Annotated in this window: 17 protein-coding genes; 11 read left to right on the top strand and 6 right to left on the bottom strand. The window is 61.4% G+C overall.

Annotated elements, in window-relative coordinates:
• Positions 1-242 precede the first annotated feature (242 nt).
• The 4 genes from FHR70_RS21450 (at position 243) to FHR70_RS21435 (ending at position 4867) form a co-directional block, all read left to right on the top strand.
• Complete coding sequence (locus tag FHR70_RS21450; protein ID WP_210277736.1) at positions 243-1262, top strand: GIY-YIG nuclease family protein; 1020 nt, start codon at positions 243-245, stop codon at positions 1260-1262.
• A 100-nt stretch (positions 1263-1362) separates the two neighbouring features.
• Entirely contained in the window at positions 1363-1992 is a 630-nt protein-coding gene (locus tag FHR70_RS21445; protein WP_183454063.1) for a hypothetical protein, read from the top strand.
• Positions 1993-2015: 23 nt separating this feature from the next.
• Positions 2016-4073, top strand: a complete 2058-nt coding sequence (locus FHR70_RS21440) for an AAA family ATPase (RefSeq protein ID WP_183454061.1) — start codon at positions 2016-2018, stop codon at positions 4071-4073.
• A gap of 56 nt (positions 4074-4129) precedes the next feature.
• Positions 4130-4867 (top strand): hypothetical protein, encoded by a 738-nt coding sequence (locus tag FHR70_RS21435; RefSeq protein WP_183454059.1) that lies wholly within the window; start codon positions 4130-4132, stop codon positions 4865-4867.
• Between the two features lie 43 nt (positions 4868-4910).
• On the opposite strand, the gene FHR70_RS21430 is transcribed toward FHR70_RS21435, so the two are convergent.
• Positions 4911-5270: a hypothetical protein gene (locus FHR70_RS21430; RefSeq protein WP_183454057.1), complete on the bottom strand. Its 360-nt coding sequence runs from the start codon at positions 5268-5270 to the stop codon at positions 4911-4913.
• Positions 5271-5703: 433 nt separating this feature from the next.
• Here FHR70_RS21430 and FHR70_RS21425 point away from each other — a divergent pair, with 433 nt between their 5' ends.
• From FHR70_RS21425 to FHR70_RS21415, 4 genes are all read left to right on the top strand, one after another.
• Complete coding sequence (locus tag FHR70_RS21425; protein WP_134498218.1) at positions 5704-5910, top strand: cold-shock protein; 207 nt, start codon at positions 5704-5706, stop codon at positions 5908-5910.
• A gap of 284 nt (positions 5911-6194) precedes the next feature.
• A complete protein-coding gene (locus FHR70_RS24430) occupies positions 6195-6323 on the top strand; it encodes a hypothetical protein (protein WP_281381415.1) in 129 nt (42 codons plus the stop codon).
• A 110-nt stretch (positions 6324-6433) separates the two neighbouring features.
• The gene (locus FHR70_RS21420) at positions 6434-6688 is read left to right on the top strand and encodes a hypothetical protein (RefSeq protein ID WP_183454055.1); all 255 of its coding nucleotides are present in this window, start codon (positions 6434-6436) and stop codon (positions 6686-6688) included.
• A 186-nt stretch (positions 6689-6874) separates the two neighbouring features.
• Positions 6875-7228, top strand: coding sequence for a restriction endonuclease (locus FHR70_RS21415; RefSeq protein WP_183454053.1), 354 nt, complete (start codon positions 6875-6877; stop codon positions 7226-7228).
• Positions 7229-7326: 98 nt separating this feature from the next.
• Here the strand turns inward: FHR70_RS21415 and FHR70_RS21410 are convergent, their stop codons facing one another.
• Entirely contained in the window at positions 7327-8001 is a 675-nt protein-coding gene (locus FHR70_RS21410) for a hypothetical protein (RefSeq protein WP_343058862.1), read from the bottom strand.
• A gap of 186 nt (positions 8002-8187) precedes the next feature.
• Between FHR70_RS21410 and FHR70_RS21405 the strand changes: the two genes are divergently transcribed.
• The gene (locus tag FHR70_RS21405; protein WP_183454051.1) at positions 8188-8463 is read left to right on the top strand and encodes a hypothetical protein; all 276 of its coding nucleotides are present in this window, start codon (positions 8188-8190) and stop codon (positions 8461-8463) included.
• Here FHR70_RS21405 and FHR70_RS21400 read toward each other — a convergent pair.
• The 4 genes from FHR70_RS21400 to FHR70_RS21385 form a co-directional block, all read right to left on the bottom strand.
• The gene (locus FHR70_RS21400; RefSeq protein ID WP_183454049.1) at positions 8444-8749 is read right to left on the bottom strand and encodes a hypothetical protein; all 306 of its coding nucleotides are present in this window, start codon (positions 8747-8749) and stop codon (positions 8444-8446) included. The genes FHR70_RS21405 and FHR70_RS21400 overlap by 20 nt on opposite strands.
• A gap of 426 nt (positions 8750-9175) precedes the next feature.
• Entirely contained in the window at positions 9176-9427 is a 252-nt protein-coding gene (locus FHR70_RS21395) for a WGR domain-containing protein (protein ID WP_183454047.1), read from the bottom strand.
• 154 nt (positions 9428-9581) lie between these two features.
• Positions 9582-10736, bottom strand: a complete 1155-nt coding sequence (repC, locus tag FHR70_RS21390) for a plasmid replication protein RepC (protein WP_183454044.1) — start codon at positions 10734-10736, stop codon at positions 9582-9584.
• 175 nt (positions 10737-10911) lie between these two features.
• Complete coding sequence (locus tag FHR70_RS21385) at positions 10912-11124, bottom strand: hypothetical protein (RefSeq protein WP_183454250.1); 213 nt, start codon at positions 11122-11124, stop codon at positions 10912-10914.
• A gap of 613 nt (positions 11125-11737) precedes the next feature.
• Between FHR70_RS21385 and FHR70_RS21380 the strand changes: the two genes are divergently transcribed.
• Positions 11738-11998: a hypothetical protein gene (locus FHR70_RS21380; protein ID WP_183454042.1), complete on the top strand. Its 261-nt coding sequence runs from the start codon at positions 11738-11740 to the stop codon at positions 11996-11998.
• A 101-nt stretch (positions 11999-12099) separates the two neighbouring features.
• The gene (locus FHR70_RS21375) at positions 12100-12372 is read left to right on the top strand and encodes an SWIB/MDM2 domain-containing protein (protein ID WP_183454041.1); all 273 of its coding nucleotides are present in this window, start codon (positions 12100-12102) and stop codon (positions 12370-12372) included.
• Positions 12373-12803: the final 431 nt, after the last annotated feature.

The raw sequence follows: 12803 nt of genomic DNA, 5'->3' as shown, positions 1-12803 counted from the left end.
TAGCGCGCCTGTGCGCGCATTGAAAGCCCCTTGTCGAACTGAGATGAACCGTCCGTGCGCGATCTTGGCGATCCCGTGCGGTGAGGTCTTGCGCCCGCAGCCGTCCGGCTGCCGCGCCTGAGCCGTTTCACCCCTCATCTCTCCGGCCTTAACGCCCCTCCTCTGCTGGCTAACTGGCGGGTTCAGTCACGGCACTGTCCTGCAGACGGAGCGGCGTGGGCCATCGTCAAAGGTTTGCATTCATGTCAAACAACTTTTCGCCTTTAGCGCCCATCATGTCCTTCATCAATCTGAGTGGCCCGGTCAAACAGCGCGCGTCCATCTGGGTTCCGACCGTCATGGTCATGCGCGTCGAAGATCTCCCTCAGGAGCTCTCCCTGCCCGTCCTCAATTCGACGGGCTGCTACGTTGCGATCGGCTTGCCCGAGGCAAGCGATCAACGCCCTTACGTCATGTGCGGTGAGGGGAGGAACGTGGGCCAACGCTTGATGCGCAAGCTCCGCGACTCCGACCGGGCGTGGCACTGGGTCGTCATCTTCGGCTGCGAGCAGCCGGGCTGGTTCGAAGCAGCAGGCAAGCATCTGGAGTGGCGCGTCAATGGCCTTCTCGATCATGCCCCGCACCTCGATCTGGTGATCGGCGTGTCTCCCTGGCGCAATTATGTGTCCGAGGAGGAGCGCCGCGCGCTCGACGCCTATCTTGTCGAGGCTCGCCGTCAGCTGGTGTCGATGGGGCATCGCTTCCTTGAGCCACCCGTCCTCGAGCGTGACGCTGTCCCGCACATGGTTGCTCCGGCGGCATCGCGTTTTGACTTCAGTGAGTTCCTGAAGCCATCCCGGCTCAGTTTAGCCCCTGATCCGATGATGCCTCAGGAGCCGTTCACTCATTCGACCGGAGTGGAGGGCGGACGTGGCCCGAGCCTCAAAGCTGAGGATCCGATCGGGACGCACTACCGGCTGCACTACGGCGACCTTCAGGCCACGGCGGAAAAGCTGCCTGACGGCACGTTGCTCGTGCACAAGGGCAGCGAGGTGAGCGCGATCGGGGCCACGACGCTGCAGCGCTACATTCGCCAGCACCGGGCGACGTTGCTGAAGACAGGCGTCCTCAAGCCTCATCCGACGGATGAGACGAAACTCGTCTTCACCCGTGACGAGTCGTTCGAGAACCCAAGCAGGCTGGCCAAATGCCTCACGGGCTCGACCCAGGGTGCCGGCGCAGTCCTGCGAACCTGCACCATCGATCCCTCTCGTCGGATCTGATCCAGGTCGGCGCAGGCTCAGGAGCCTGCGCGCCTTTCTCCCGTCCCTTACTCATCATCACCGCCACGCCGTCGCGCTGGCGAACAGGAAAGCTATGCCTATGAATTACGTTTCTGCCGTCACTGCCTCCGGTGCACTTGACACTTCCTCGTGTGCCGCCGTGGTCGCCAGCCTCGGGCGCGAAGCTCCCCTGCCCTATGCCGTCGATGCGCTGCTGAATGTCAAGTCCGGCGTCCGTTCCGTCTCGGACAACCCGCAATGTGAGACCTTCGCGCGCACCCTCGGTCTGGCGCAGATTGGGCTTGTCCTGCGCTCGGTCCGGCTCTCGGGTGGTCGCACCGTCAGCCTCGTTGCCGTGCCGAGCGCCTGCTGGCGTGACCCGGACCTGCATGCCCGCGTGCTCGACTTGAAGTGGGCGGTCGAATTCAGCGGACGCCGTCTTGTGCTGGCGCCCGAGAGCGTCATCCGGGCCGAGCCGCGGCTGACCAATGCCTTGCTCGTGTCGGCCTGTGACGGCGTGCACGTCACTCCGCGCGAGCGCCTCATGCTGCTCTCCCACCTCGCTGAGGTCGGCGGCAGCGCCTCGCTCGAGGTCTGCGCCGAGTGGCTGACGGGTAGCCCCGATCCGGCCGGAGCCGTGCTGCGGCTGGTCGCCGAGCGCGTGCTGACGATTGCCCTCGATCGGCCAATCGAACTGCAGAGCGAGGTCAGCCTCGCTGCCTGGCGCTGACCCTCTGGTCGGAGATTATCATCATGAGCATTCGCACTCTCTCCAGCACCAGCACCGTCGATGACTTCGATGTGGAAGGCGATCAGGACAGCAGCCCTGATCTGCCGGCGCCCTCGGGCTATGAGAGCCTCCTGGCTCAGGCAAGGTCCCGGCAGCGGCTTTCCCTGCGGGAGCTGCTCGCCAAGCCGCTGCTGAAGCAGGCGCTTGGACCCGATCTCCTGCGCCGGCTCAAGCGTGGTGACAGCACCCTTGCGCTCGTCGTGGCGGCGCCCTCGCCTGCTTGGGTTTCCCCGCTGTCCGAGGTGCTCAGGGACGTGGCCTTTCAGGGGCTTCAGATCATCAGCCCGTCGGAGCGGCTCAACCGTCCTCAGGAGCAGCTCTACCGCGCCGAAGAGGCTGGCAAAGCACTGGCCAGAGGCGTGACGATCGCCGGGGTCGCCGCCGATCCTGGCCGCGAGCTGTCGCAGGTGTTGCTGGCCGCGGCAGACGCCACCGTCATCGTGCCTGTGCCCGGTGCTGCTCTGGTCGAGCAGGCCATCCGCGCCTTCAGCCGCAGAGGCCGGCCTGTAACGCTGTCGGCGCGCGATCTCGCCGGCCTCGATTGGCCTGACTACTGCGCCGCCTTCCGGCCGGGCTCGACCCGCCAAGCCATTGCGGCTCGCCTGGTTCGCGCTGCCGGAGCGCGCATCGGCGTGACATTCGCCGAGGATGCTCCGCCCCTGGAGACGCTCACCGGCTACGGTGAGGCACGCACCTGGGCCGAGGAGATCGTCCGCGAGGTCGAGCACAGGCGTGCTGGCCACGCTTCGACGGCAGCGCTGGAAAGTTGTTTGCTATACGGACCACCGGGGACCGGTAAAACTTCTATCGCCAAAGCTCTGAGCGGCAAGCTACAATTGCAGTTCGTGATGACGAGCGTCACCGACTGGTTTGGCGCCTCAGACGGGCATCTCGGAGCAGTGGTCAAGGAGCAGAAAAAGTTCTTTGCCACTCTGCGCGCGACCCGGCCTTGTGTGGCTTTTATCGACGAGCTCGACGCGCTACCGAGCCGACAGTCGTTAAGCGGATCGCAACACGGTGACTTCTGGGGTCCGGTCATCACCGGCATGCTGCTCGGCATCGATACTCTGCGCCAGACCTGCCCCGATGTGGTGCTGATTGCCGCGACCAACCATGTCGACAGGATCGATCCCGCACTGCGTCGCCCGGGCCGGTTCGACCGGCTAATCGAGATCGCTCCGCCGGGTGTTGAAGGGTTGACCGGTATTCTGCGGGCACACCTCAAGGGCGACCTCGCTGATGCTGATCTTGCTCATGTGGCGCAGCTGTTGCTGGGGCGCGTCGGCGCCGATGTTGTACAGGTGGTGAACAGCGCCCGCCGGCGCGCTCGGCTTGCGGGCCGCGCCCTCACGCTCGATGACCTCCTCGCCGAGGCCAGCCCGCCGGATCCACGCAGCCCCACTGAGATGAGGGCCTGCGCCATCCACGAAGCCGGCCATGCCGTTGCGGCAGTAGCCCTCGGCCGTACCCTTCAGGGCGTCTCGCTGCAGGTGGCCGGCGCCAGCGGTGGGATGACCCGCATGGTGCATCCCGGTTTCATCCCGACCCGCGCCGTGATCGAGGACACCGTGGTGATCGGTCTCGCCGGTCGGGCGGCCGATGTTGTGCTGGGTGCCGGGGCGAGCGCCGGAGCGATGAGCGATCTCGCGGTCGCCACACGCGAGCTCTCCGCCCTCCATGCGAGCTATGGTCTGGGTGACAGGCTGCTGCATCGGGGCAGCGTCGATGATGCCAGCGCACTGGTGCGTGTCGATGGTCGCCTTGCCTACAACATCGAAACCGATCTGCAGCGGCTGATGCACCGTGCGATCATGCTCGTAACTCAGCATCAGCCTGCAGTGCTGGCCGTGGCCGAGGCACTCATCGCTCACCGGGTGCTATCGGGAGCGAAGGTGCAAGCTCTGATGGAGACCCACACGCCCTCCGCAACCGGGATCGATGGCATTTCCGCCAGCGCGGCGGAGACGGGCTGCGCTGATCCGCTCGATGGCAGCCTCGGGGAGATCACCCTGCCCGGCTGAGGCCCACTCTCGCTGCCGCATCTCCTTCCAATTTCAACCCTGTCAAGGAACTCCCGATGACAACTCTCCTGCCCTTCCCTGCCCGCCGCGAACACCTCTGGTCCAACCTCGGCCTGCATCTGCGCACCACCTCGGCGATCTGGTGTGACGCGCTGGCCGAGCTTTCGCCGTTCGGTGCACCGGAGATCGGCTGGCGCCGCTCGCCGGCAGGAATGGAACTCGTCTGGCCGAGCGTCTCAGAAGAGGGCGACCGGATCCTTGTGACGCTCTCCGGCCACTGGCAGCCTCTGCGCGACCCGCAGCGCGCGATCACCACCATTCTGAAGGAAGCAGAGTTCGAGTACGAAGCGCTCCGCCCGATCAAACCCCGAGCTCTTGCGGTACAGCCGCAGGATGCGGCTCTTGGCCTGTCGCTGGGGAAGGAAGATGAGCCGAGGCGCAGTCGCCGTTACAGTGCCGCCGACATCGATCAGCTGCGCATGGCCCTGTGCCGTTCCAGCGAGCCGCCTCTGCCGGGGACGGCAGCACTCGGCCAACTCCTTGTTCCCGCTGCACTGGCCCGAGCCCGCGCGGTTGTTGCGGCGTGGGACGCCTATCAGGCCGCCGAGATCCTGGCTCTGGTCAGGAGCGGCTATTCGCTCTGGCGCCGGATTGCTGTTGCGATGGGCTGTGACCCCATGGCTCTGGAGATCACCGAGGCATTGCCGGTTTGCCTGCAAGGCTGCTCCGGATCGATCCAGAACCTGGTTCCGTATCGTGGGCAGGAAGCTCCCCGAAACCACGAGATGCGGTGATCAAGGCGGGAGGAACTGGCGCGAGATCCCGCTTCTCGCTCCATCAGGCGGCGAACCGGAGATTCCCGTGCAGCCAGATGCTTCGCCGACCTGGTTTGAGCGGCTGGGCGGCGGACAGGTGCTCACGGAAGCGCTGATGCGCATGAGCCAGCAAACGCAGCTTTCGTGCGATCGGCTGTGAACGCGTGGCTCGGTCCGCCACCAGAGCCTCCGCGGCGGCATAGAGATCCCCGGTCGCGGCCTCAATGCCTGGATTGCGCTCAACGAGTCCCATCAGGTCGATCAGTTGTTGCTGCAGGCTGCACAAAGTCTCCTCCCCGCCTCCCTGCTGGATTGTCAGCAGGATGGAGTGAAGCCGGCCGACCATCTCGTCGACTGCATTCTCGAATGTGGTTTCCGTCATGGCTGTCCCGTCCAGAATTCGAATCGGCAAACTCATCGGTCTGCAGGCTGGCTCGCACGGATTGCGGAATGGTTAAGCGGCGGAACCATGTTCACATGTGTATCCGCTCCCGCCAGTCGATGTGAGCTATCGCGCAGTGGAGGCGGTTCCTTGAGGCATTCTACTGCTGCGCCAAAATCGCGACAGGAGACTACATCCTCTGGAGAATGGGTGCAGCCACAATCCGGCCGATCAAGGCAACCGCAGCTACGATCAGCTCAGGCGCCTGTAATGGATCAGCCGTTCCCTCCGTTGCATGCGGAGCCTAACGTTAGTTACTCGCCTCTTTATTGCCACGGTTGTCTTGCCCAACTAGGTTCCTTCTGACGGCAACGTCAGCCAGCGGTGGAACATAATGCTCCGCCAGAGAAAACAACGAGGGACTTGAGACGAGATGGCGACTGGCACTGTTAAATGGTTTAACGAGACCAAGGGTTATGGCTTCATTCAGCCTGACAATGGCGGCAAGGATGTTTTCGTGCACATCAGCGCGGTTGAGCGGGCAGGCCTGCGCAGCCTGAAAGACGGGCAGAAAATCTCGTACGAGGTTGAATCAGATCGGCGCACCGGCAAGGAATCTGCGACCAATCTGCAGGTCTAAGACCCTGCCCATATCGCGGATTGCTCCGCGTTTATCACGAGCCGCGCCAATTGTGGGGCGACCTTTTCGTTGTGCCTGACGTAATGGAGCATTCCCACCATGGGGGCCGCACCATCTGATTTCTTTGGTGAGAGCAGCGTATCAAAGAGCACCCTCGTGGCTTTCACTGGAAGGAGAAGCGGCGCCCCCGTCTCACAGAGATCCTGGACCGCGCTGCCCTCATAGGAGGCAAGTCGGCAAAGGTTGTGCCAGCCGCCGGCGAGAAGCAGCCAGCTGAGGATTCGATGATCTTGCTCCACATGGGGCCGTTCCTGATCAAGCGAGGCGAGATCAGCACTGCCGATGAGTTGCGGGAGTTCGCCCGTCACCTCCTCGACCGAGTCCGGATCACCCAGCAGAAGCAGCGGAAATAATCCTGTGGGTTCTCAGTATCCCAGTTCTCTGGGAAGCCGCTGGTAACCCCGCTCGGCTACCAAAAGGACGGACAGTCACGTCGACAACCGCCACAGGCGCGGAAAAGGGAATGTTTCGCTACCTCTGGAGACACAAGCTATTCAGCCTCGCGTTGGTCGCGGCCTTCGTCATAGGACTGTATCTCCAGCCGGTGGCGGCTTGGTCAGCATTGGGACTTCTGCTCTTCTTGCGGCTGACGAAGATCCATTCCCATCTTGTCATTCTGGACCTGACGGACCGCGCTGCCCTGAAGCATGTAAGAACGTTGGCGACCAGGCGGGCCCATATGCTCTCACCGGATGAGTATGGGAACGTGTCCGAGTAGGCCTGGGACAAGCACCTGAACACCTTCATCAGGAAGACGCTGCTGCCGGAATTTCAGCGCAGGAAGATCGATCACCTTCTAGCCAATGACCCCAAGCGGCACCTCGGTCGCCTCAGGAGCCGGATCGACCGCATCGTTGACCGGCACCAGCCGACCGCACCGTCAGACACCGAGGTCGAGGATCTCATGACCGGCAGGGAGTTCGAAGTCTACTGCCGGGAGATCCTGCAGGAAGCCGGATGGCATGCAGCGCTCACTCCTGGATCAGGTGATCAGGGCGCCGACATCATTGCCGAGAAGGACGGCAGCCGGGTTGTCATCCAGTGCAAGTTCTACAATGGCACCGTCGGCAACAAGGCGGTCCAAGAAGCTTACGCTGCCGCCGCCTTCCAGGACGCTCATCATGCCGTGGTGGTCACAAACTCGGTCTTCACCAAGTCAGCCCATCAGCTCGCACACAAGAACAGCGTACTGCTGATGCACCATGCAGATTTGCCCAAGCTTGAGTTGATTGTAACCAGCGGGGCAGGCTCCCGCTGATACACGATTCCGCTGGTCCAATCGCGGGCTCGATGCTGCTTGCCCATATTGACAGGGCTGCAATCACCAGCTGCGAGATCAACAGGTTAGCGCCACTGTCATAAGTCCAGCCCAGAGACTGCGCCGTCGCGGGCCACGAGGGCGATCCGGATGCCGGCCCGCCTGACGAGCGGACGGCTTTGCCAGCTTTCCGCGAGCTTGCGGAAGACAGGCGTGTCCGGAACCGCTGCGACCACGATGTCATCGGCAGAGACGTCGAACAACAGCGCCTCTCCGAGAGCGTCGGTGAGCAATGCGTACTCCGGACTTCCCGGCTTTCGGACCAGCGTACCTCTCTTGCATCGAGCGACGATGCGGCGGCCATCGATTGTGGTGACTACGTCGCCCTCACCTGGCCGCGAATGCACCCGCACGATCTTGCCGTTGCGCCGGTAGGCGCCAGCCCGCGCGTTCCGGCCGAATTGCGGTTCCTTGATCTGCTCCCATCCCATCCCAGCCATGAAGCGGCCGACGTCGAAGACGATCGCGTCGCCGACCTTGATGCTGGCTCCATCGATCGCGACACTTGCCATCGCTCCCGAATGAGGAAGCGACAGGATGAAGTCGGCCAGGTGCAGGGCCACTTCAGCCTCTGACATACGGTCGACCTGGAGGCCGGGTTCACGCGAATCCTTATCCCTCACAATGTTGAGCCAAGTGTTGTTTGCGCATTCCTCACGTAAGCCGTCACCCACCTGTGTCTTCATCCGCGCAGTTGCTGACTGCTTACCCACGACTGTAGAGGCTCCTCATGAGCGGAGTTTCCTATCGTATTGGCTAAGCTTACTTAGCACTGTTGTCGAAATACGACAGGATCAATGTTTCTACTATGTCGACCTAGTGTTGACACTTGGTTTATGTCTAGTGCGCATTCTCGATGAGAGGTCTGCAAGAGCCTGGGAATGATTGAGGGGTGCACCATGAGCGAAAAGCAAGCGAGCGAACGTAGATCGGTGGCCAAGCTCCGTCCCGTCAACACACCGCCCGTCGACGAGAACACAGCTTCGATGATCGACCTCCTGCAGGAGCATCTGCGGCTCGCCCGCGAGGGCAAGCTGCGCTCGCTTGCCGTCGTGTCCGTATCCTCCGATGGGGCGGCGATCGGCACCCAGTGGTCATGTGATCCAAGCGATATGGCATCGCTGATCGGCAAGCTCACTGTCCTTACCCATGACCTCATGGCGGCTCGGAAGTAAGCCGCCGGTCTATGGGAGCGGGCATTGTGGCGTGTGGCTCCCTGTTAGACCCCTCAGCGGTCCTCGATGGATCGTCCGCCGCCGGCTCGCGTCGAAGAGGCTGACCTGCGTTTGTCGCGGCCTGCTTCTGAAGCCTACGGTTCTTCCAGGCCTGCAACATCTCTTGCCTCAGCCCTGGTCTGGGCTTCGGAAGGTTCCGCCAGATCGTCAGCGTGAAGGCCTTTCCCACGGCGAGTATGAGGGCCATGCCATAAAGGAAGATGGTCGGCGAGAAGCTCTCGTCCATTTGGTGTCATCCTCTCAGCGCCCGTCCGATCCTGTCAGCCACGAGCACTGTCGAAGCTCTGATCATACCGTAACAAAGATCAAAGTGCGGCTTTCCCGCTCCGAAGCTTTCGACCAAAGTCTGTCTTCCTCAATCTACCCGGTTGCTAAGGATAGGAGGCGACGAACCGGCCTCAAGAGCTCCTATCGATCATCAGAGTCCTCTACCACGAATGCTGACCATGAGACTGCTGCAAAAAAGCTCAAACCTACTTCCGCAAGCCTGAACTGCCCCCGATGAGTGCGTCGGCAGCTCACGCTCAAAGCGCGCCCAGATCAGGGATGTGCTGCGCCAGTACGAGAGAGGCAGTCTCATGGAGGCTGAAGCCGTCGAAGAGTTGCTCAAGATCCTGCGCTGAGAGCAATCCAGACTTCTCTATGCTCCTCCCTACCTGCTTCGCAGCATATAGCCGCGTCGCCGCTTTCGCTGAAGCCATGTCTCGAGCGCTTCCACGGCGCAGGACTGGTTTTCGTAGAGCTCGACCCTGCGCTGCCCAGGTCGACCAATGCGGCCCCACTCGCGGATCAGGGTCGCATCCCCAAACAAGCTCGGCTCGATCGACAGGACATAGTAGCGAGCCATGTTGCAGCTTGGATCGCACCTGTGCAGGACCAGATATTGGATCGTGTCTTGAGCCATGCGCCAGTGTTGCGCAGGCCCAAGGGCGAGGTCCAATCAAAGTCCTGAATCCATTGAGCATGAACGATTCACAGCAGTGATGTACCCTGCTACTGCCGCTCCCGAGCCCAGGTTCGCTGGCCAGTCGCTATCTCGTCGCGCACGGTTCGTCTCCCTATGACATTCGTCGCCTCCTCATGGCGAGGAGCTCGACGGCGAGGTCGATCTTGCCGGCTTTGACCATGCGGGTGAGCGCGCGGAAGTAGCCGCCCGGGTTCTTGATCCGGCTCTCCCCGCCGTTCTTGGCGGCGTCGTCCTCGTAGAGCTGCAGGACATAGATCACCGCGATAGCCGCCCTGACAGTGCCGATCTCCTCCACTGCCTCGGCCCAGGCGCTTTCATGGGCCCCGAGGGATGCGCGCAGGTAGCGGCCGGCTGCAACGACGTCCGCCAGGTCCCGCACGGGCTGGCCGTAATCGCTGAGGGTGGGGCAAGCCTCAAGGATCAATTCCGGTGATAGCTGCTCCGAGGTTTGTTCGGTTGAACGAACCGCCTCAGCTTTCTTCGGAAAGCCCTTGTTACAAGGCTCACTAGGAGATTCGTTGTTGTTATTAGTGTGCCGGAATCTAGTTCCTCCATTGCCCGCATCTAAAAAGGCTTGTTCGGCACGGCTTCTCAACAGAGACCAATCGTCGATAAGGCCTGCGGGAACAGATGCTTTCGACCGAGCTGGGGTCCTGGCTTTGAGGGCTTTCAGATCCTCTTCCAGCGCGGCCCGATCGATCTCCGGATAATGCTCGGCAAGGGCACTGATTGCTTCTTCAGTGGCCCGGCGGCAGATGGTGACCTCATCGAAGGCTTGTTTCTGGATCTGCCACAACTGCTTCTGCTCGATCAACAGCTTCGTCCATTCACCCCGGCGGGCATAGACCGGCGTCAGATCAAAGCCGAAGGCATCGATGATCTCACCTGCTAGATCCTTGACGGCATAGCGCTTCCCGTTTGGGGAGTCCTTGGGGATGATGAGCCCCAGATCAATCAGCCTGCGGATGGACTTCCTGATGGCGCGATCCGTCAGCCCTGTCCGGCCGACGAGATAGTCGTTGGATGGCCAGACCAGGAGGCGCTCCCAGTCCTGCTCGCCCCAGCAGGCGACAAGCTCCGACAGGACCACCCGGGGAGTGGTTGGAAGATCCAAGGCTTTCCCGGCGTCTCGGGCCGCGGCAGATAGTTCTTTTCGTGTCACCGTGCGCCCCGTTTCGAGCGCAAGTTCTCTCGCGACCAGAGCGGCATGTCTCAGCCGTCGGCCTCCTGACGATGCGAGTTGCATCGTACCCTCCTATGTGAGGGCAAAGCGGGAACGCTCACCGAAACCGATGCTCTTGACAGCCAGTTTGTCGGGATGGCATAAGAATGACGCCAATCAATTCTCTATGCCCACCCCTCGGTGGGTCTCCAAAGGCCCTCGAAGTTTCCAGCTTCGTGGGCCTTTTGCTTTGCCTAGTTTACGTCACGACATTTCGATCCTTTTGGGCAAACATGGCCTCGAGGGCATGGGTGATGACTGCCTCACGGGACTTGAAGCGACCACTCGCGACCGCTTCATCGATCGCAGCTCCAAGAAGCCCAGGAACCCAGACGTTCATCTCCCGATCTCCCCGTTCCCGGCGAGACTTGCGGAAGCGTTGAACGCGCTCGGTCCGTTTAGCGTCAGGCATGGCATTCACCCGTTACACTCGTACCGTTCCGAGAGATGCCCGATTCTGAGTTGGCTGTGGAGTCGCGCGTCAAGAATCCATTCACAATAGATCGATTCAGCGGTGGGAAACTTCTTTAGCCAGAATCATTTAGCTGAAATGGCCGAGTCAATTCGCATGTAAAAGCTAGGTTCCGAGTGATTCTGAGTTACGCACTTGATTCGATGCTGCGTAGTAATCGTGCCGAGCTTCGACCGGCAATCCAGCGTCACGATTCAGGGATGTGCCGGATGGAAAGGTGGATGACTGCTAACGGAACCTCCGCCAGACCCGGATACTTGAATTAGATTCTATTACTGGCGTGCACGGCTATCAGGGCTCGGGTTTGGGCTGAACGCCGATTTCCGGCTCTGAGCGATACGATAGGCAACGTATCGGCCGACGACCCCTAATCGACTTTCAACACTCCGGTCGTGCCTCCCTCCGACTTCATGTTGATGGTGCCGAGTCTGGACTTGAAGGTTGAAGCCCACGTTACCTGGGGCGGAGGCAACGAGTACGATGTAACCTTCGCGTGGCCTCAACACAAACAGCATGGTAGTGCGCGAACCCAAAGAGCAGAGGATTTATAACGATGGGTCAGAAGGACGAGGAAGATCAATCGGAGAGCGGGTCACCGGCCAGCACGCCCCAACTCGATCGGCTCGAGAGGCTTGCCAGTGCGGCCGCAACAGCGGCGCAGGCCAAGCAGTGGCGGGCCCGCAAGAATGGCTTGCAACAGCAGGACGAGCCTGCAGAGGTGCGGGATCTGAGCCATGACGCCGAAGCGAGAGCGCGGGCTGAAGAGGCCATGCGCCAGATGATGGCAAAGCCGCAAGGCAAACGGCGGTTCTGAGTGGCGAACCTGCAGTTAAGGAGCGTTAGGTTTTTGCTCGTCATGGTCGCGCCCCCTTGCCCCTGTAAACGGGTTATGGAGCCTAACAACGGAGTTTCACAATGGCAGAAGCCAGCAAAACCAAGAAACTGAACCCAGCTCTGGCGAAGCCGCTGCAGCCCTCCCCTGAGCTCGCTGCCGTTGTCGGCTCATCCCCGCTGCCTCGCACGGAAGTGGTGAGCAAGGTGTGGGAATACATCAAGGCCAACAACCTGCAGAACCCTGAGAACAAGCGAGAGATCCCGGCTGACGCGAAGCTTCAGGCTGTGTTTGCCGGTAAGGACAAGGTCAGCATGTTCGAGATGAACAAGCACTTCGCTCACCATCTCTCCTGAGACTTGTTGTCGGAACAAGCAGGCTGATTGAGCCTGCACGAATTGTTAAGCTTAGCTGCTTCATGCTGCGGGCAACGGGCGCGTTGCGTATCAGCCCGTACACTCTCCATCACCCCCAACGCATGGAGCCCGGCCCTAGCGGAGAGCCCTTACCTCTCGGCTGGGGCTTTTTCGTTCACGGATGCCCGCCGAACAGGAATGGTTGAAGAGGCTGTGAGATCAGCGATCAGCGGCTTATCGGCTGTGGCCATCTGGTTGCTCAGCGCGAACACCTCCTGCTTCCAGGATGCCGTGTCCTCAAGGGTCTGACCCAAGAGCCACTCAGGCCCTGAGGCGGGCACCGTTGCAGTAACTTGAAAACGGCATAACGGACCCAATTTAACGGGCCGCTCAGGCAGCAAGACCGAAGAGCTGATTGATCAGACGGATTT

This window comes from Microvirga lupini (assembly GCF_014191055.1).
In the GTDB taxonomy this organism is placed as follows: domain Bacteria; phylum Pseudomonadota; class Alphaproteobacteria; order Rhizobiales; family Beijerinckiaceae; genus Microvirga; species Microvirga lupini_A.
The sequence above is the reverse complement of the archived record's forward strand: the minus strand, read 5'-3'. Positions and strand labels throughout refer to the sequence as shown.

What these genes read in the sequence shown, in the direction of transcription:
- FHR70_RS21450 (WP_210277736.1), top strand. Translation starts at nt 243, where the DNA reads ATGTCAAACAACTTTTCGCCTTTAGCGCCCATCATGTCCTTCATCAAT.
- FHR70_RS21445 (WP_183454063.1), top strand. Translation starts at nt 1,363, where the DNA reads ATGAATTACGTTTCTGCCGTCACTGCCTCCGGTGCACTTGACACTTCC.
- FHR70_RS21440 (WP_183454061.1), top strand. Translation starts at nt 2,016, where the DNA reads ATGAGCATTCGCACTCTCTCCAGCACCAGCACCGTCGATGACTTCGAT.
- FHR70_RS21435 (WP_183454059.1), top strand. Translation starts at nt 4,130, where the DNA reads ATGACAACTCTCCTGCCCTTCCCTGCCCGCCGCGAACACCTCTGGTCC.
- FHR70_RS21430 (WP_183454057.1), bottom strand. Translation starts at nt 5,270, where the DNA reads ATGACGGAAACCACATTCGAGAATGCAGTCGACGAGATGGTCGGCCGG.
- FHR70_RS21425 (WP_134498218.1), top strand. Translation starts at nt 5,704, where the DNA reads ATGGCGACTGGCACTGTTAAATGGTTTAACGAGACCAAGGGTTATGGC.
- FHR70_RS24430 (WP_281381415.1), top strand. Translation starts at nt 6,195, where the DNA reads ATGATCTTGCTCCACATGGGGCCGTTCCTGATCAAGCGAGGCGAGATC.
- FHR70_RS21420 (WP_183454055.1), top strand. Translation starts at nt 6,434, where the DNA reads ATGTTTCGCTACCTCTGGAGACACAAGCTATTCAGCCTCGCGTTGGTC.
- FHR70_RS21415 (WP_183454053.1), top strand. Translation starts at nt 6,875, where the DNA reads ATGACCGGCAGGGAGTTCGAAGTCTACTGCCGGGAGATCCTGCAGGAA.
- FHR70_RS21405 (WP_183454051.1), top strand. Translation starts at nt 8,188, where the DNA reads ATGAGCGAAAAGCAAGCGAGCGAACGTAGATCGGTGGCCAAGCTCCGT.
- FHR70_RS21400 (WP_183454049.1), bottom strand. Translation starts at nt 8,749, where the DNA reads ATGGACGAGAGCTTCTCGCCGACCATCTTCCTTTATGGCATGGCCCTC.
- FHR70_RS21395 (WP_183454047.1), bottom strand. Translation starts at nt 9,427, where the DNA reads ATGGCTCAAGACACGATCCAATATCTGGTCCTGCACAGGTGCGATCCA.
- repC (WP_183454044.1), bottom strand. Translation starts at nt 10,736, where the DNA reads ATGCAACTCGCATCGTCAGGAGGCCGACGGCTGAGACATGCCGCTCTG.
- FHR70_RS21385 (WP_183454250.1), bottom strand. Translation starts at nt 11,124, where the DNA reads ATGCCTGACGCTAAACGGACCGAGCGCGTTCAACGCTTCCGCAAGTCT.
- FHR70_RS21380 (WP_183454042.1), top strand. Translation starts at nt 11,738, where the DNA reads ATGGGTCAGAAGGACGAGGAAGATCAATCGGAGAGCGGGTCACCGGCC.
- FHR70_RS21375 (WP_183454041.1), top strand. Translation starts at nt 12,100, where the DNA reads ATGGCAGAAGCCAGCAAAACCAAGAAACTGAACCCAGCTCTGGCGAAG.